Source organism: Cellulosimicrobium sp. So1_17 (genome assembly GCF_055181235.1).
In genome coordinates this window covers 1,297,266-1,314,381 of the sequence record NZ_CM143702.1, presented here as the reverse complement: position 1 = coordinate 1,314,381, position 17,116 = coordinate 1,297,266, and the positions used below count along the sequence as shown (strand labels likewise).

The following is a 17,116-nucleotide window of genomic DNA, read 5'->3' as shown; positions in this document are numbered from 1 at the left end:
TGGCGCGAGGTAGTACCCCGGTCGACGACAGCGGTACTACCTCGGCGTACTGCGGTACTACCTCGCTCATCTCAGTCGTCGAGGCCCCGGGCGCGCAGCGCGTCCCCCGTCGCGTCGGCGTGGCGCAGCGAGGCGACGACGAGCGGGACGGCATACGCGCGGACGTCGTGCTCGCGTCCCCGCGCGCGGCACGCGTCCCCCACGCGCCCCGCGAGCGCGGCGACCACGGGGACGGCGCGCACGGCCAGCGAGAGGACGAGGGCGACGCGCGCGACGTCGAGGCCCGCCCGACCGAGCGGCCTCAGGCCGCGCTCGATCGCCGCGAGCACGTCGGACGAGCGTGTCGTGACGAGCACGAGACCGGCCAGCGCGACGAGGACGACGAGGCGAGCGGTGAGCACGACGGCGGGCAAGGTGCCCAGCGTGAACCACTGCACGGCGAGCAGCAGCGGGACGACGACGCGCAGCGCCCGGACCTGGCTCCACAGCACGCGCGGGCCGGCTCCCGCGAGCGCGTAGAGCGCCACGACGGCGAGCGCGGCGACGCCGACCGCGGACGGGTCGCCGAGCAGGAGGATGCCGGTGCCCGCGACCGCGAGCCCGACGAGCTTCGCACCCGCCGGCGCGCGGTGGAGGGGTGAGGTACCCGGGCGGTACGCCGCCACGGAAGGGCCGCTCATCGGGTTCCGTCCGGCGCACCCCGCGACTCCCGGACCTGCGTCGCGGCGGGCGGCCGCAGAGCCGTGGCCGGCACGGACGACGGCGGGAGGTCGTCGTCGACGAGGCGGCGGTAGTGGGCGAGCGCCGGGCCGGGCTCGTCGTCGGCCACGACCCGGCCGTCGTCGACGACGAGGACGCGGTCCATGGCGGACACGATCTCGAGGTCGTGCGAGACGAGGACGACCTGCTGGGGCAGCGACGCCAGCTCGACCGCGACGCGGCGGGTGTTGCGCCGGTCGAGCAGGGTCGTCGGCTCGTCGGCGACCACGAGGTCGGGCTCGGTGACCAGCACGGAGGTCAGCGCGAGGAGCTGCTTCTGGCCGCCGGAGAGCAGGTGCGCCGGATGGTCGGCGTGGTCCGCGAGCCCGCGAGCCTCCAGGGCGTCGCGCACCCGGGCGTCGCGCGCGGCACCGGCCGGGACCTTCCGCAACGAGTAGGCGACGTCCTCGGCGACCGTCGGCATGACGATCTGCGCGTCCGGGTCCGTGAACACGAAACCGACGCGGCGTCGTACCTGCGCGCCGTGCCGCCGGGTGTCGAGGCCGTCGACGAGCACGCGGCCGGTCGTCGGCAGGACGAGCCCGTTGAGCAACCGGGCGAGCGTGCTCTTGCCCGAGCCGTTCGCCCCGACGACGCCGATGCGCCGTTCGTGCAGCACCAGGTCGACGCCGCGCAGCACGTCGCGCTCGCCGAGGCGGACGTGCACGTCCTCGAGGGTCACGACGCAGCCGAGCACCCCGCGCCCAGGACGCTCGTCGTCGGACCGGCCGCTCGTGCCATCACCCGGCAGGTCGCTCGCGCCGTCGCCCGGCAGGTCGCTCGAGCCACGGTCTCGGGCGCGTGCGGACGGCCACCTCATCGGACAACCTCCACGAGCGCCGCGACGCCGAGGCCTCCGCCGACCGCAGCGGTCGCGAGCCCGCGCGTCCCCGCCGGGGCGCCCGCGCGCACGAGGCGGGAGAACAGCCGGACGACCGACACGGCCCCGCTGGCACCCCACGGGTGGCCGAGCGCGAGCGCGCCGCCGTCGGCGCACACGCGCTCGTCACCGCCGAGCGGGTCGAGGCCGAGTGCGTCGGTGACGGCGAGCACCTGCGCCGCGAACGCCTCGACCACCTCGACGGCCGCCAGGTCGTCGACCGACCAGCCCGCCCGGTCGAGCGCGGCCCGAGTCGCGGGCACCGGGCCCCAGCCCGGCTCGGCGGGGTCGCACCCGACCGTCGCCGAGGCGACCAGGCGCAGCCCCGGGACCCCGAGCCCACGGCGGACCGCCTCGGGGACGACGGCGACCGCCGCCGCGCCGTCGCTCACGGGGCTCGCGGTGCCGACCGTCACCGTCCCGTCGGGCGTGAACGCCGCCGGCAGCCGTGCGAGGCGCGACCCGTCGAGACGGCGCGCCCGCTCGTCGCGGTCGAGCCGCCCGCGGCCCGCCGTCGGCACGCGGGACGGCCCGGCCTGCGGCGCACCGACGCCGACGACCTCCGCGTCGAACCGACCCGCCGCGTGCGCGGCGAGGGCTCTGGCGTGGCTGCGGACGGCGTAGGCGTCCTGTCGCTCCCTCGTCACCGCGCGCCGTCGGGCGAGGGCGTCGGCCGCCGCGCCCATCTGCGGGTCGGCCCACGGCGCGGGCGTGAAGGCCGCGCGCGCATACCCGGCGGGCGCGCCGCGGAAGGTCCGGGAGGGCGCCGTCGACGCGCTCTCCGTCCCACCCGCGAGGACGAGCCGGGCGTCGCCCGCACGCACCTGCTGGGCGGCGAGCAGGACCGCAGCGAGCCCGGAGGCGCACTGCCGGTCCACGGTGAGTCCCGGGACGTGGACGCCCAGCCCCGCGGCGAGCGCCGCGACCCGCGCGACGTTGCCGCCCGGTCCCGTGCAGCACCCGAGCACGACGTCGGCGACGGCGCCCCCGACGCCGGCCGCGCGCGTGTCGTCGGTGACGGCCCGCAGCACCGCGGCGGCGAGGTCGACCTCGGTGCGCCCGCGGTGGCCGTGGCCGGCCGTGCCGATCCACGTGCGCCGGGCGGCGACGACCACGGGAGCGTCCTCCGCGACCCCGAGGCTCGTCCCGAGCGCGGTCCGGGCCGTCACGGCAGCGCGACCAGGTCGGCCGCGGGGTGCTCCAGCGCGCCCAGCGCCTCGCTCAGCGCGCCGCGCGCGGGCTTGCCCGACGGCGTGCGGGGCAGTGCCGGCGTCCCGTACCAGCGCCGCGGGCGCTGGCTCGGCGCGAGCGCCGACCGGGCGACGCGCTCGAGGTGGGCGCGCAGGCCCGGCCGTGCGTCGCACTCCACGACGGCGGTGACGACCGCCCCGAGCCGGCGGTGCGGTGTCCCGAGCACGACGACGTCGCGCACTCCCGGCACGGCCCGCAGCACGACCTCGACGTCCTCGGGGACGACGGTCGCCCCACCGGTGAGGATCGCGCCGTCCCCGCGGCCGCGCAGGACGAGGCGGTCGTCCGGCAGAGGCTCGGCGAGCGGGTCGGCGAGGTCCCCGACCGTCGACCAGCCGTCCTCGCGGCGCAGCGGCCCGGTCGCGTGCGCGAGGTAGCCCCGGGCGACCCACGGCGAGCGGACCCACACCTCGCCGACGCTCGCTCCGGGGAGCGGGCGCACGTCGAGCTCGACGCCCGGGAAGGCGCGCAGCCCGGTCCCGTCGGGGTCGTGGGCGACGAACGAGAGCTCGACCGCGCCGTAGTACGCCAGGAGGTCGAGACCGTGGCGGGCGGCCCGCCCGCGCACGCCCGGCGGGAGGGACGCACCCCCGACGACGACCTGCCGCAGGCGTGAGGGCGCGCCCGCGTCGAGCGCGTCGAGGATCTCCTCCAGCACGGACGGCACGAGGTGCACGACGTCGCAGCGGGCGAGCGCGGCGGTCATGGCCGCGGGTGTGCGCGCGAGGTAGGCGCACGCGCCGAGGGCGAGCGTGTGGACCGCCGCGAAGCAGTACAGCGACGACGCGAGCGGCCCGGGGACGAGGACCGTGTCCGTCGGGCGGGCGCCGGTCAGGCGCGTCACGTCGTCGAACGAGTCGACCCACGACGCGCGTGTCCGCACGACGGCGCGAGGCCGACCCGTGCTCCCGGAGGAGAACCCTGCCCACGCGAGGCCGTCGGGCCCCGGTCCCGGGGCGCTCGCGGCCGCCGCACCCCCCTGCGGTGCGGCACGTCCACGAGCCCGCGTCGTCTCCTCGTCCCGCACGGTCCCGCGCGGGAGCGGGACCTCGACGAACGTGCGGGGTCGGACCGCGCGCAGGACCTCGGCGCGGTGCGCGCGCGGCCAGGCCGGGTCGCACACGAGCGGTGTCGCGCCCGCCAGGTCGACCGCGAGGACGGCGGTCAGCAGGTCGACCGGGTCCGGCAGCGACACCGCCACGAGGTCGCCCGGCGCCGTCCCGGCGGCGCGCAGGAACGTCGCGCCGGCCCGCACGTCGGCGCCGAGCGCGGCGTACGTGCGCGAGCGGTCGGCGATGCGCAGGGCGGGGCGGTCGCGCACGGCGGGGTCGACGGCGTGGCGCAGGACCTGAGGGGCGACGGGCACGGGCACACTCTCGCAGGTCGTCAGCGCCGCGCGGTCCGGGCCGCCGGGTAGGCGCGCAGCACGCCGACGGTCACGGCGGCGGCTGCGGCAGCCTTGAGCACGTCGCCCGGCAGGAACACGAGGGAGAGCTGCACCGTCGTGGCGAGGGGCACGCCGGTGAGCAACGCCTGGACCGGGATCCCGATCGCGTAGACGACCGCGACACCGCCGACGAGGCACGCGCCCAGGACGGGCCAGAAGGTCGGCCGTCGCAGCCTGTCCACGAGGAGGCCGACGGTCAGGGCCCCTGCGAGGAAGCCCGCGAGGTAGCCCGCGGAGGGACCGACGAAGACGGCGATCCCGCCGCGACCGCCCGCCAGCAGCGGGAGGCCGGCCGCGACGAGCGCGAGGAACGTCGCGACGGAGAGCGTGCCGAGCCGGGCGCCGAGCACCGCGCCCGCGAGCATGACGCCGAGCGTCTGGAGCGTGACGGGGACGGCGTTGCCGAGCAGCGCGACCGACCCGGGCACACCGAGCGCGGCGATCAGCGCGGCGAACGTCGCGACGCGAGCCGCGTCGCCCGCGGTGAGGGTGAGGAGGTGCCCCCGTCGCGCGGCGACGTCGCCGGTCGGCGCGTCGGCGACGTGACCGGGGGCGGCGGACGGGGTGGTGGCGCGGGTCGGGTGTGCGGCGCGGGCCGTCGTCGGCTCAGGTGTCGCGTCGGTCACGGGTGCTCCTGTCGTGGTCGGGCAGGTCACCACAACTCTCGCGGGCGAGCCGGCTCGAGGCCGACGGGTCGACGGACGACGTCGGGACGCCGTCGTGCACGGAACCCACAACGCGTTGGAGGATCCCTCCAGAACCGTGCCCACGAGGGGCGGCGGTCCGGGAGGAATCCTCCAACGGGTGCGCGGGGTGGGCTCCACCCCGGGTGCGCCGGGCGCCCGACCGGACGCCCGGTCAGGCCTCGCCCGGGAGCGCCTTGCGGACGACGAGCCGGGTCCACGCGCCGAGGTAGACCCGGTCGCCGTCGCCGAGCTCCCGACGCTGTCCGGCCGGGATCGGGTCCGTGGGCAGCGCCTCGCCCGCGGGGCTCACGTACGTCCCGTTCGACGACTGCAGGTCCTCGACCCACCAGCGCTGACCGTCGGTGCTGAGCTGGCAGTGCCGCCGGGAGACCCCCGTGTCGGTACCGCAGTCGACCTGCGGGTGGATGCCCCGCGAGACCGACGGACGGCCCACGAGGACGCTGCGCTCGCGCAGCACGACGAGGCCGGGCAGCCCGGCCGACGGCATGGGGTCCTCAGGCTTCTGAGCCGTGTACCAGTCGGGGTCGATCCAGATCTCGACGACCCACTGGTCGGGTCCCGGCACGGGCGGGGTCGGCAGGTGGCTGCTCGACGACCCGGGCGACGTCGGTGCACCGGCTGCGGCCTCGGGCGCCCCGGTCTCCCCGGCGACGGGCAGGGGCGAGCCCGCGGGCGTCTCGGGGGCGGGCACGGCGGCCGAGTGCGCCGGGTCCGCCGTCGGTGGCGCGCTCGGGACGGGCGAGCCCGACGCCGGCCGTGCGGGCGTGCCCGGTGCCGGCGGGTCGAGCGAGAGCGCCGACGGCGGCTCCACCGGGTCCGGGAGCGCCCCCGTGGTGAAGTCGTACCCGCAGTTCTCGCAGAAGAGCGCGCCCGCGGCGGCGGGGAAGTCGCAGTTCGGGCACGTCGTCGCGGGGGTGGACGCCGAGGCGGTGGGTGTCGGGTCGGCGCTCGCCGACGGGGCGGCCGGGGCCGCGGCCGACGCCGCGATCGGCTCCCCGCACACGTCGCAGTAGTCCGTCGACTCCGACGGGTGCCCGTTCGGGCACACGACCGCGCTCACCGGCGCACCCGCGTCGTCTTCGTCGAGGCGGTGTCGAGCGCCATCTCGTCGAGCGTGGAGGTGTTGCGCTTGAGCCGGACGGTGCCCTGCTCCTCGCTGTCGATGTCGACGACCTTGCGCAGGCGCGTCGTGGCCTCCGCGTTGCCCGTCTGCTGCGCGAGCTGGACCGCGCGGCCGAGCTTGACGGTGGCCGTCGCTTCGTCGCCCGACGCCTTCGCGGCGAGGCCCTCCTGGATCGCCGCGGCGAGCTCGGTCTGGCCCGTGTAGTGCGCGACCTCGGGGTTGATGCGCGTGGTGAGCGAGTCGTCGTCGGACCACTTCGCCTTGACCAGCCCGGACGAGACGACCTCGCCGTTCACCGCGAGCTGGACGCGCGCGGCGAGCTGCTCGGAGCCCACCGGCTTCGACGCGACGCGCACGGCCACGTGGTAGTCGCGCGACTCGTCGCCCCAGGACCCGGTGGGGTACGCGCCGGTGAGCGGGTTGACGTCGCTGCGCCGGGTCGTCAGGTCCTCGACCGTCGGCGCGACCTGGCGCACGAACAGCACCTGGGCACCCTGCGGCGCCCACACCCGCAGGTCCGCGGACGCGACGCCGCGAGCCATCGACGCCCGCATGAGCGCCTCGAAGTCGGCCGCGATCTCGCTGGGATCGGCGATGAGGTCGACCGTGCCGAGCAGCGCGGTCGCGATCTCGCGCAGCTCGTCGACCTGCCAGCGCGAGCCGACGCCACGGGCGTCGCACTGGAAGTGCCCGGTCACGTCGCGCACGGCCGCGGAGAGGTTCGCGCGCGGCTCCGACTCGTTCTTGCCGTCCGTGAGGAGGATCGCGTGCCGCTGCGTCGCCTGCGGCACGGTCTCGAAGAGCTGGTCGGCGAGGCGCAGCCACGTGCTCATCGCGGTGCCGCCGCCCGGCGCCATCATCGAGATCGCGCGCTTCGCCTCGGCGCGCGCGCCGGGCTCCATCTGGACCATCGCGACGCGCGCGTTCGGGTAGGGGAACGCGCGGTGGGCGACGTGGCTGCCGCCCACGATCGCGAACCACGTGCCGTCGAGGACCTGGTCGACCGCGACCTGGGCCGCGTGCTTCGCCGCCTCGATGTTGCGCCCGGACATCGACCCGGACGTGTCGACCATGATGATCTCGGCCACCCCGCCGGCGGTGCCGCCCCCGGCCGTGCCCGCTCCCGAGCACGTCACGGTGACGATCGCGTGGACGTCGGTCGCGCCGTCGGACAGGAACTCGTTCTGGTAGACCTCGGCGGAGAACTCGGCCATGGGGGCTCCTTCGGTGATGCGGTGTTCGGGCAGGCTATCGGGTCGGTCCGGGCGGGTTCGAGCGGAACGCTCGAGGGGGCGGGTGGAGCGGCTTCACCTCGGCCGGTCGGACGGCGGGTTCGGCGTCCGTCGGCGGTCGGTGGCCGCTGGTCGACGGCCGGGTCAGGCGGCTGCTCCTGCGCCGAACCGGGCGAGCGTGACCGTGATGTTGTCCCGGCCGCCCTGCGCGTTCGCCCAGCGGACGAGGGCCGCGGCGAGCGCCTCGGGGTCGGAGCCGTCCGAGCCCTCGGTGGCGTGGACGAGGCCCGCGAGGTCGCCAGCGGCGGAGCAGTAGTTCCACAGCCCGTCCGAGCACACGAGGACCCAGCCCGGGCGGTCGGGGATCGTGGCCGCCGTCCGGGCGGTGGGGTCGGGCGCGTCGTGGCCCAGCCAGCGCGTGATCGCGTGCGCCTGCGGCGACGTCTCCGCCTGAGCCCGCGGGATGCCCTGGGCGATCATCTCCTGCGCCCACGAGTCGTCGACGCTGAGCTGGTGCGCCTCGCCGGCGTCCGGCAGCCAGTACGCGCGCGAGTCGCCGACCCAGCCCGTGACGACCAGCGGACCGTCGACGACGGCGGCGACGAACGTGCACGACGGCGGGTTCTCCCGGTCCGCCGTGCCCGGCACCGCGGCGAGGACCGCCTCGTTCGCGGCGCGCGCCGCGTCGCCCAGCAGGACGGACCAGGCGCTGAGCCGCGCCGTCGTCTCGCCCTGCACGGGAGCATCGCCGGCGGGCCCGCCCGCGGCGAGGGTGTCACGCGCGGCGCGCGCGGCGGCGAGGCTCGCGACGTCGGAGTCGGGTGCGCTGGACACGCCGTCGCACACGACGAGCGCGGCGAAGGGCCGGTCGGCCAGGCCTTCTCCGGCCGTGCCCTCGCCCGCCGTGCCTTCCGGTGCGCGCGCGGTACCCGGCCCGCGCGCGGTACCGGGCCCGCCGACGGGCGCCGGTCCGCTCGCGGCGAGCGCCATGGCGTCCTCGTTGCGGACGTGCCGCACGCCGCGGTCGCAGACGCCCGCGACCCAGGCGGCCGGTCGCTCGGCCCAGTGGTCGCGCTCGGTCGCCGCGGGCTCGCCGCACTGGGCGCAGTAGCCGTCGTCCGCGATCGTGCCGCCGCAGCGCACGCACGGCCGTGCGCCGTCGGCGCGGCCACCGCCGTCCGGGTCGTCGGCCTCCGTCGCCGTGCCGGGGTCGGCGGCCGAGGCCGCAGCGTCCTGGTCCGCCTCGTCCGCGCCGTCAGTGCCGTCAGTGCCGTCAGCGCCGTGAGCGCCGGTGGTCGCCGGCTCGGGCGGGAACGACGCGAGCGGGGTGCCGCAGGCCTCGCAGAACCTCGCGCCGGGGTGCGAGGGCTCGCCGCACGCCGGGCAGGCGAGGAGCGCGCTCGTGGCCTCGCCGTCCACCTCCGCCGGGTCCGTCGCCTCCGTGGCGGTCGCGCTCGGAGACGTCGCACCGGTGCTCTCGTCCGGGGCGGCCGCGTCGGGACCCGGCGACACGGGATCGGTCGCGCCGGTCGGGGCGCTCATCGCACGGTCCAGCGGCGGACCTCGTTCGCCCGGTCGACGAGCGTGATGCGCTCGTCGCGCGAGTCCGTGAGCGACGCGAGGTCGCGGTACGCGCTCTCGAGGGCGTCGCGCAGCGCGGGCTCGTCCGCCGGGACACCGGCGATCCGCGTCGTGGGGGACGGGCCGGACTCGGTCACGGTGTCGAGCGCCGAGCGCAGGACCCCCACCGAGAGCTCGGCGCGCTCGCGCGGCGCGATGGTCACCGCGCCGACGCTCGCGAGCGCGTCGGCGAGCGCCGCCAGCCCTCGGCCGGAGTCGGCGAGGAGATGGGCGCGCAGCACGCGTGACTCGACGTACGAGCTGCGCGTGGGCGTGACGAGGTCGAGCGCGTGCAGGGCGCCGTCGAGGTCGCCCCGCTCGCGGCGGATCCGGGTGAGGCCGAAGGCGGCCGGCGCCGTGTAGTTCGCGTCCGACCGGGCGCAGATCACGTAGAGCGACTCGGCGATGTCGGGCTCTCCGCTCAGCTCGCAGGCCGTCGCGAGCGCGAGCTTGGGCGCGAGCTCGCCCGGCACCTGGCCGTAGACGGCGTTGAACGACGCCCGCGCCGCGACGGAGTCGCCGCGCGCGAGCTCGTCGAGGCCGCCGAGCCACGCGGCGCGCCACTCCCACGGGTCCTCCGCGAGGATCTCGGCGATCGTCGCCTGCACGACGTCGCGCCGTCCTGCCTCGATCGCGGCCCGGGTCCGGGCGAGACGCACCTCGACGGTGTCCTCCGGGGCGTCGGCGAGCGCCGCGAGCCGTGCGTCGGGGTCCGCGATGTTGACCCCGGCGAGCCAGCTCGCCATGGGGTCGTGCTCGTCGGCACGCAGCGCGGGCAGCTCGTCCCAGTCGAGCGGACGCTCCGCGACGTCGGAGACGGGTGCCTCGAACAGGACGGACGCGGCCGAGTGGAGGGCCGCGGTGCCGGGGCCCCGGTCGGTCGCGACGACCTCGCGCAGGACGCCGACGAGCTGGGCGCGCATCTCGTCGACCGTGGCGAAGCGGTCCGACGGGTCGAGCGCGCACGCCTTGGCGAGCAGGCGGTAGAACGAGTCGTACGCCTGGAACACGGGCGTCTCGGCGACGGGCGGGAGCGACGCGACGTACGTCGTGGTGTTCCCCCGGAAGTCGAGCACGAGCGTCGCGAGCGAGCGGCCGATCGTGTAGATGTCCGACGCGACCGACGGACCGACCTCCGCGACCTCGGGCGCCTGGTATCCGACGGTGCCGAAGATCGCCGACTGGAGGTCGTCCAGACGCCGCACGCCGCCGAGGTCGATGAGCTTGACCCCGTCGCCCTGCTGGATGACGTTCTCGGGCTTGAAGTCGCAGAAGATCAGGTCGTGGTCGTGCAGGTAGGCGAACGCCGGGAGGACCTCGAGGACGTAGGCGAGCGCCTGGTCGACGGGCAGCGGGTCGATCGCACCGCCGTTCGCGTCGCGCCGGTCCTGGAGGATGTCCTTGAGGGACTTGCCGCCGACGTACTCCATGACGGTGTAGCCCGCGCCGTCGTGCATGGCGAAGTTGTAGATCTCGACGATGAGCGGGTGCTCGACCTCGGCGAGGAACTGGCGCTCGGAGATCGCCGCGGCGTAGGCGTCGGGGTCGCCCGAGTTGAGCAGGCCCTTGAGGACGACCCACCGGCCGGACACGTTCTGGTCGCGCGCGAGGTAGATCCAGCCGAGACCGCCGTGCGCGAGGCAGCCGACGACCTCGTACTGACCGCCCACGACGTCACCGGGGGACAGCTGCGGCGAGAAGTCGAACCGGTTGCCGCAGTGCGGGCAGAACCCGGAGGTGCGTCCGGGCTGACCGTCGCGACCGCGGCCGACCTTCTCGCCGCACGTGGGGCAGAAGCGCTTGCGCTCGGCGACCTCGGGCACGGCCATGACGGCCTGCAGCGGATCCGTCACGGGTGCCGAGGGCACCGTGGTGAGGCCGGCGCCGAGACGGTGGCCGCGCAGGCGCGTCGAGGACGTGCCGACGCGACGGGTGGCCTTGGACCCCGTGGCGGCCGTGCGGGCGGAACCGAGCGCTGCCGTCGCGAGGCGGCTCGAGCTCGTGCGTCCCGTGCGCGTGGAGCGCTCGGCGTCGGGGTCGGACCCGCCGGGGGAGACCGCGCCGGTGCGCCCCTGGACGAAGCCCGTGCCGAGCATCGCCGACGGCGACGCGGCGGTCGCGGAACCCGCGCCCTGGGCCCTCCCGGTCGACGTGCCGGTCGAGGCGCCCGCGGTCGCGGACGTGCCGCCCGGGGTGCCGCCGGCCGGCGCCCCGCAGACGTTGCAGTAGCCGTCCTCGATGGTGCCCGGGCAGCCGGGCTCCGAGCACGGGACGGTCGTGGTGGTCGTCACGACGACGCTCCTTCCGAGGTGGGCAGGTCGCGGGTGAGGAAGTGGTACTGCTCGACGAGGAAGCGCGCGAGCACGACGTCGCACGGTGTCGCCTCGACGGCGTCGCGAGCCTCGGTGAGGCCGGCGCGGACGGTGGGGGACGCGGAACGGCCGTTCGCGTCGGCCTTGGCAGAGAGCTTCTCGAGGCTGTACCGCAGCTCGGCGCGCTCGCGCAGGGGGCGGGCGTAGGCGTCCTCGACGGTCTGGACCGCGCGCGCGACGGCGTCGAGACGGGCCGAGTAGGCGTCGAGCTCGAACCGGGAGTCCGGCACGGGGCCGAGCCGGGACACGTCGGGGACGGCGAGCCGCGGCGGGTGCGCGATCTCGCGGCGGCAGCGCGTCACGAGCTCGCGCAACGCCGGCTCGCGGGCCTCGAGGGCGTCGCGCCGCTCGGTCGTCCGCGAACGGTCCCGCCCGAGCTCGCGCCGCTGCGCGGAGGCCACGATGAGGTCCCGCTCGGCGCGGGCCACCTCGGTCTCGAGCTCCGCGAGCGGACCCGAGACGTCGGCCCCGCGGGCGGCCTGCGCGACGAGCCGGTCGAGCCGGCCGCGCAGCGCCTCGATCCGCCCGCGCGCGTCGCCGTCGGACCCGGCGAGGTCCTCGCAGCGCACCAGCTCGGCGCGCACGCCGCGCAGCCGCGCGACCTGGTCGGCCGTGTGCGGGTCGAACGACAGGCGCGTGCGGAGCTGGACGACGAGGGCGTCGCACAGCTTCACGGCCTCGACGAGCGAGACGAGCGCCGCGCCCGAGCCGGAGTCGAGCCGGCCCCAGACCAGGACCGACATCTTCTCGCGCGCGACGGCGTCGACGCGGCCCGAGTCCCACGTCACCCGCAGCTCGTCGGCGCGCCCCCGGATCGCCTGCCACAGGGACAGCGCGAGCACGAGGTCGGCCGTGTACGCGTCGGGCGTCGCGGCGGCCTGGGCGGCGGCGTCGAGCCGGTCGAGCTCGGTCCGCCGCGCGTCGAGCCACGTCTCGAGCGCGCCGAGGTACGCCATGAGGTCGGCGGCGGGGATCGCCTCGCCGAGCCGTCCCGGCGCCTCGGGTGCGACGGGACGGCTCACGGCGTGCGGCCGTAGACCGGCGCCGGGGGCGTCGGAGCGTCGCCGAGCACGCCGAGCCAGCGGTCGTAGCTCGCGGCCCACGTCCCGTCGCTCTTCATGCCCTCGAGGACGCCGTTGACGAAGCGCACCATGTCGACGTCGGCGGCAGGGACGCCGACGCCGTAGGGCTCGTCGCTGATCGCCTCGCCGACGACCTTCGCGTACGGGTCCTGCGCGGCGAACCCGGCGAGGATCGTGTCGTCGCCGGTGATGGCGTCGACGCGGCCCTGCTGGAACAGCACGAGGCACTGCGTGTGCGTCGTCGCGGGGACCGCCTCGATGCCGGGGTACTCCTCGAGGCGCGTGAGCGTCGTGGTGCCCTCGGGCGCGCACACGCGCTGGCCCTCGAGGTCGGCGATGCCGCCGGCCTCCGAGTCGCGCGTGACGAGGACCTTCTGCCCCGCGTGGTAGTACTCCGCGGAGAACGCGATCTGCTCCCAGCGGTCGCAGTTGATGGTGAACGCACGGGCGACGAGGTCGACGTCGTCGTTCTCGAGGACCTCGATGCGCTGGCCGGACGTGATGACGCGGAACTGGAGCCGGTCGGGCTCACCGAAGATCGCGCGCGAGACCTCGCGCAGCACGTCGATGTCGAATCCCTCGATGTCGCCCGACAGCGGGTTGCGCGACCCCATGAGGAGCGTGTCCGCCGACACCCCGACGCGCAGCACGCCGCGCTCCCGGATCTCGGCCATCGTGCTGCCCGCGGGGAGCGCGTCCGGCCCGGGGAGGGCGCCCTCGGGCGCGTAGGACGCGAGCGGGTCGGAGCACTCGGCGGGTGCGGCGGCAGCGGGCGGGGCGCTCTCCTCGGCAGGCGGCTCCTCCGCGGCGAGGCGCAGGTCGTCGGCGCCGCTCGGTCCGGTGCAGGCTGTGAGCACCAGCGTCGTCGCGGCGAGCGCTGCCGCGAGACCGCGCTTCAGGCGGGTCCCGCGCGGAGCGGGGCGGCGGGACCGGCCCGTGGTGGCCGCGGGGTCGGCGTTCGTCGTCGTCACCGGTACTCCTCCAGTCGTGCCGTCATGCCGCGCCACGCGAGCAGGGCCGCGACGAGCCCCGCGACCAGGAGCAGCCACCCGGCGACCGCCGCGCTCGTGCTCGCCGAGCCGAGGTCGTCCCGGGTCGCTGCTGCGTTCGTCTCGATGTCGTCGCGCGCCGCGGCGGAGAACGCGTCGAACGCCGCGTTCGCGCTGTCGGGCTCGGTGCTCGTCGCGAGCGCGACGGCCCCGTCCCAGTCGCCGCCGTCGTCGAGCGCGCGGATCTCCGCGTGGTGCGCCACCCACTCGTCGAGCGCCCGGGCCGTCGACCCGTCGAGGACGCCGTCGGCAGCCGCGGCGTCGAGCCGCTCGCTCGCGTCGGCGGTCGCGGCCTGGAACTCCTCCTCGTAGGCCTGGCCGGACCCGCGCTTGATGAGCGTGAAGGCCTCCATGGACTTCGCCTCGTTCGCGAGCGCGTACGCCTGCGACGCGGCGAGCGTCGCGGCGTACGGGCCGGTCCGCACGTCCTGGGCACGGGTCGAGGCCTGCGACAGCAGGATCGTCCCCACGAGCCCGACGACGAGCACGACCACCGTGGCCGACGCGAGGCCGACGTTGAGCACGCGGTGCGTCCGGCGCGCGAGCCACACCTGGCCCAGGACGAGCACCGCGAGCGCGACGAGGCACCCGGCGAGGACCCACAGCGCGTCCCGCACGCCCGAGAAGTCCGCGGCGACGCGGTCGGCGTCGTCGAGGACGACCTCGTCGAGCGCGGGCAGCATCTCGTCGCGCAGGATCGTGGACGCCTGGTCGAGGTACGCGGCCCCGACCGGGAAGCCCTGCCGGTTGTTCGCGCGCGCCTGCTCGACGAGCCCGGTGTACACGGTGAGGTCGGCGGCCACCTGGCCGAGGAGCTCGGCGTCCGCCTCGTTGCTGCCGGACAGCGTCGCGAGGTCGGCCGCCGCCTGGTCGACGAGCTCGTCGTAGCGCGCGCGCTGCTCGGCCGGCTCGAGGCCGCCGACGAGGAACGCGCCGGTCGCCGTCGCGTCGGCCGCCACGAGCGCGTTGCGCACGTCCTGCACGCCGACGAGCTGCGCCGAGTCCTCGGCCGCGGCGTCGAGCGCGCGGGACTGGACGCTGCCCGCCTGGAAGCCGAGCAGGCCCAGCGCCACGGAGGCGAGGACGGACAGCGCGAGGACGAGGCGCAGGCGGCCGGGCGTGCGCCGCAGCGCGCCGCGCGCCCGGGCGACGGTCGCGCTGCCGACGGGCTGCACCGCCTGGCCGGCTGCGGCCGAGGGCGCCACGAGGACGGTGCCCGACGGCGGGGGCGCGGCCTGGCGGACCGGGGTGGTCGTCATGCGGTCTCCTCGACGGTGGGGTGGACGGGAGGTGAGGTCGTGGTGCCGGACGCGTCGGACGCGTCGGGCACCTCGGGTGTCTCGGGCGGGTCGAGCGACGCGAGCAGAGCGGGCGCGCCCTCGCCGTCGACGAGGTCGGCGGGCAGCAGGAGGCGCAGCTCGTCGACCGTCGGGGCGGGCACGTCGCGCAGCCGCCACGCGTGGCGGGCGATCGCGGCGTCGAGCACGTTGCGCGCCCAGCGCGCGTTGCCGAAGCCCTCGGTGCGCGCCTGGGCGGCGGCCAGGCGGCCGAACGTCTCGAGCGCCTCGGGCGTCGGCTCGAAGTCGGACCGGTCGGCCATGCCCGCGAAGATGTCGCGCAGCTCGTCGTCCGTGTAGTCCTCGAACGTGATGGTCGTCGAGAAGCGCGACTCGAGACCGGGGTTCGTCGCGAGGAAGTCCGCCATCGGGCCGGGGTACCCGGCGACGACGACCACGAGCTCGTCGCGGTGGTCCTCCATGTCCTTGACGAGCGTGGTGATCGCCTCGGCGCCGTACTGGTCCTCCGCGAGCCCGTACGCCTCGTCGACGAACAGCACGCCGCCGAGCGCCGTGGCCACGACCTCCGACGTCTTCACGGCCGTCTGGCCGAGGTAGCCCGCGACGAGCTCGGAGCGGTCGACCTCGACCAGGTGGCCCTTCGCGAGCAGCCCGAGAGCGCGGTAGATGCCCGCGACGAGCCGCGCGACGGTCGTCTTGCCCGTGCCCGGGTTCCCGAGGAACACGAGGTGGCGCGTGAGCGTCGGTCGCGTGAGCCCGGCGTCGGTCCGCAGCTTCTCGACGCGCAGCAGCTCGGTCTGGCGGTGGATCTCGTCCTTCACGCGACCGAGCCCCGTGAGCGCGTCGAGCTCGGCGAGCAGCTCCTCGAGCGGCCGGGCCGGCTCCTCCTCGGTCTCGGCGGCCTGCGCGGAGGTCGTCTGCGCCGCCGCCGCCGGCGCTGCTCCCGCCGTCCCGCCCGCGTCGGTCCCGGTCCGAGCGGTGCCCGACGACGCGGGGTCCCCCGGGGGCGTCGGCGTCCCGTGCCCGCGCGCCCCGAGCGCGTCGAGGATCGACTCCACGGACGGGACGTCGGGCGGGGTCGGGCGCGCGCCCTGGAGGCGGGTGCCGAGGTGCGCGAGCTCGCCGAGGTCGAACGGGTTCGCCGGCGCCGGACGGTCGCCGAGCGGCCCGCCGGCGGCCGGCGCCGTCGGGCCCGGCGTCGCGAGACCAGGTGCCGTGGGACCGGGCGAGGTCGCGACGGGCGGGCGTGTCCCGGCCGACGCCGCCCGCTGCACCGCCGCGGTCCCGGCGGCGCTCCCGGCGACGTGCGGACCGGGCGTGCCGAGGGCGGCAGCGGCCGATGCGACGTCGGCCAGGGCGGCGCCGTAGGCGGCGGCGCGCGTCGAGCGCGCGGCGACGAGGCCGGCGAGCACGTCGGTGGGCGAGGAACGCCAGCGCCGCGCGCTCGAGGCGGCGGTGAAGAACGCGCCCGTCGCGGCGGGGTCGTGGCCGAGCGCGGCGAGCCAGGCCGCGGGAGCTCCGGTCGAGGACTCGGCGACCGCTGCTGCGAGGCGTGCGCCCTCGTCGCGGGCGGCGTCCTCGTCGACCCCCGCGTCGCGCGCGGCGGCGGCCAGCGCGTCGAGCGCGGTGGCGAGGTCGGGCGTCGTCACGGGGCCTCCAGGCGTCCGGTCAGGTCGGGCGGCGGCGTCGCGGCACCGGCACCCGGTGACAGCGAGATCGAGGAGTCGCGGAACTTGTCCGCGAGGAACTGCCCGTGCGCGACGAGCGCCGCGGCGTCGGCGCGCGAGACCGCGTCGGAGATCTTGTCGAGCGTCACGCCGAGCAGGTCGAGCTGGTCGCACAGGAGCATGAGGGACGTCTTGCCGTGCGCGACGACTCGGCGGTCGGCGAAGTCGCGCGGCAGGCGCAGGTACGCGCCCACGGCCTCGGGCAGGTAGCTCGTCGCGGTCGCGACGACCGTGTGCGCCTGCTGCGAGCCGCCGCCCAAGCGGTCGAGGCGCGGCACCATCTCCTCGACCGTGCCCGTGATGCGGTGCACGCGCGCCGTCACCGCCGGGGGTACGCGGCCCTCGATCTGCTGCTCGATGCGCTCGACGGACTCGAGGATGTCCGCGCTCGTCGGAGGCGGGGGCAGCTCGAGGGCGGGTTCGGTCGTGCGGGAGCGACCGCCCAGGCGGGCGACCACGTCGGAGAACCAGCCCATCTAGGCGACCGTCCAGCTCGGGGTGCGTGCGGGAGATGACAGGGGAAACTCTGCGGATGGTGCGGGTGCTGCTGCAGGTGTCGGCGTCGTCAT

Annotated in this window: 14 protein-coding genes; all 14 read right to left on the bottom strand. The window is 76.6% G+C overall.

What is annotated here, in order from left to right:
• Positions 1–71: 71 nt before the first annotated feature.
• Positions 72–680 carry a CbiQ family ECF transporter T component gene (locus tag ACZCLJ_RS05865; RefSeq protein ID WP_463105768.1) on the bottom strand — a complete coding sequence of 203 codons (609 nt, stop codon included), beginning with the start codon at positions 678–680 and terminating at the stop codon, positions 72–74.
• Entirely contained in the window at positions 677–1,579 is a 903-nt protein-coding gene (locus ACZCLJ_RS05860) for an energy-coupling factor ABC transporter ATP-binding protein (protein WP_463105767.1), read from the bottom strand. Before ACZCLJ_RS05860 ends, ACZCLJ_RS05865 begins: the two co-directional genes overlap by 4 nt.
• A complete protein-coding gene (locus ACZCLJ_RS05855) occupies positions 1,576–2,808 on the bottom strand; it encodes a thiolase family protein (RefSeq protein WP_463105766.1) in 1,233 nt (410 codons plus the stop codon). Before ACZCLJ_RS05855 ends, ACZCLJ_RS05860 begins: the two co-directional genes overlap by 4 nt.
• Positions 2,805–4,256 (bottom strand): class I adenylate-forming enzyme family protein, encoded by a 1,452-nt coding sequence (locus tag ACZCLJ_RS05850; RefSeq protein WP_463105765.1) that lies wholly within the window; start codon positions 4,254–4,256, stop codon positions 2,805–2,807. Before ACZCLJ_RS05850 ends, ACZCLJ_RS05855 begins: the two co-directional genes overlap by 4 nt.
• A gap of 20 nt (positions 4,257–4,276) precedes the next feature.
• Positions 4,277–4,963 carry a biotin transporter BioY gene (locus ACZCLJ_RS05845; protein WP_463105764.1) on the bottom strand — a complete coding sequence of 229 codons (687 nt, stop codon included), beginning with the start codon at positions 4,961–4,963 and terminating at the stop codon, positions 4,277–4,279.
• A 232-nt stretch (positions 4,964–5,195) separates the two neighbouring features.
• Positions 5,196–6,104, bottom strand: a complete 909-nt coding sequence (locus tag ACZCLJ_RS05840) for an FHA domain-containing protein (RefSeq protein ID WP_463105763.1) — start codon at positions 6,102–6,104, stop codon at positions 5,196–5,198.
• A complete protein-coding gene (locus ACZCLJ_RS05835) occupies positions 6,101–7,381 on the bottom strand; it encodes a VWA domain-containing protein (protein ID WP_251153881.1) in 1,281 nt (426 codons plus the stop codon). The genes ACZCLJ_RS05840 and ACZCLJ_RS05835 overlap by 4 nt, the downstream gene beginning before the upstream one ends.
• Before the next feature lie 162 nt (positions 7,382–7,543).
• On the bottom strand, positions 7,544–8,941 hold the full coding sequence (locus tag ACZCLJ_RS05830; RefSeq protein WP_463105762.1) for a PP2C family serine/threonine-protein phosphatase: 1,398 nt from the start codon (positions 8,939–8,941) through the stop codon (positions 7,544–7,546).
• Positions 8,938–11,310, bottom strand: a complete 2,373-nt coding sequence (locus tag ACZCLJ_RS05825; protein WP_463105761.1) for a serine/threonine-protein kinase — start codon at positions 11,308–11,310, stop codon at positions 8,938–8,940. Before ACZCLJ_RS05825 ends, ACZCLJ_RS05830 begins: the two co-directional genes overlap by 4 nt.
• Positions 11,307–12,413 carry a hypothetical protein gene (locus ACZCLJ_RS05820; RefSeq protein WP_463105760.1) on the bottom strand — a complete coding sequence of 369 codons (1,107 nt, stop codon included), beginning with the start codon at positions 12,411–12,413 and terminating at the stop codon, positions 11,307–11,309. The genes ACZCLJ_RS05825 and ACZCLJ_RS05820 overlap by 4 nt, the downstream gene beginning before the upstream one ends.
• The gene (locus tag ACZCLJ_RS05815) at positions 12,410–13,444 is read right to left on the bottom strand and encodes a glutamate ABC transporter substrate-binding protein (protein ID WP_463105759.1); all 1,035 of its coding nucleotides are present in this window, start codon (positions 13,442–13,444) and stop codon (positions 12,410–12,412) included. Before ACZCLJ_RS05815 ends, ACZCLJ_RS05820 begins: the two co-directional genes overlap by 4 nt.
• Positions 13,441–14,781: a hypothetical protein gene (locus ACZCLJ_RS05810; RefSeq protein WP_463105758.1), complete on the bottom strand. Its 1,341-nt coding sequence runs from the start codon at positions 14,779–14,781 to the stop codon at positions 13,441–13,443. Before ACZCLJ_RS05810 ends, ACZCLJ_RS05815 begins: the two co-directional genes overlap by 4 nt.
• Entirely contained in the window at positions 14,778–16,469 is a 1,692-nt protein-coding gene (locus tag ACZCLJ_RS05805; protein WP_463105757.1) for an AAA family ATPase, read from the bottom strand. Before ACZCLJ_RS05805 ends, ACZCLJ_RS05810 begins: the two co-directional genes overlap by 4 nt.
• Positions 16,466–17,023, bottom strand: coding sequence for a hypothetical protein (locus tag ACZCLJ_RS05800; protein ID WP_463105756.1), 558 nt, complete (start codon positions 17,021–17,023; stop codon positions 16,466–16,468). Before ACZCLJ_RS05800 ends, ACZCLJ_RS05805 begins: the two co-directional genes overlap by 4 nt.
• Positions 17,024–17,116: the final 93 nt, after the last annotated feature.

Excerpts from the sequence above, each read along its gene's own strand:
- ACZCLJ_RS05800 (WP_463105756.1), bottom strand. The coding sequence starts at position 17,023 with ATGGGCTGGTTCTCCGACGTGGTCGCCCGCCTGGGCGGTCGCTCCCGC.
- ACZCLJ_RS05810 (WP_463105758.1), bottom strand. The coding sequence starts at position 14,781 with ATGACGACCACCCCGGTCCGCCAGGCCGCGCCCCCGCCGTCGGGCACC.
- ACZCLJ_RS05835 (WP_251153881.1), bottom strand. The coding sequence starts at position 7,381 with ATGGCCGAGTTCTCCGCCGAGGTCTACCAGAACGAGTTCCTGTCCGAC.
- ACZCLJ_RS05860 (WP_463105767.1), bottom strand. The coding sequence starts at position 1,579 with ATGAGGTGGCCGTCCGCACGCGCCCGAGACCGTGGCTCGAGCGACCTG.
- ACZCLJ_RS05830 (WP_463105762.1), bottom strand. The coding sequence starts at position 8,941 with ATGAGCGCCCCGACCGGCGCGACCGATCCCGTGTCGCCGGGTCCCGAC.
- ACZCLJ_RS05865 (WP_463105768.1), bottom strand. The coding sequence starts at position 680 with ATGAGCGGCCCTTCCGTGGCGGCGTACCGCCCGGGTACCTCACCCCTC.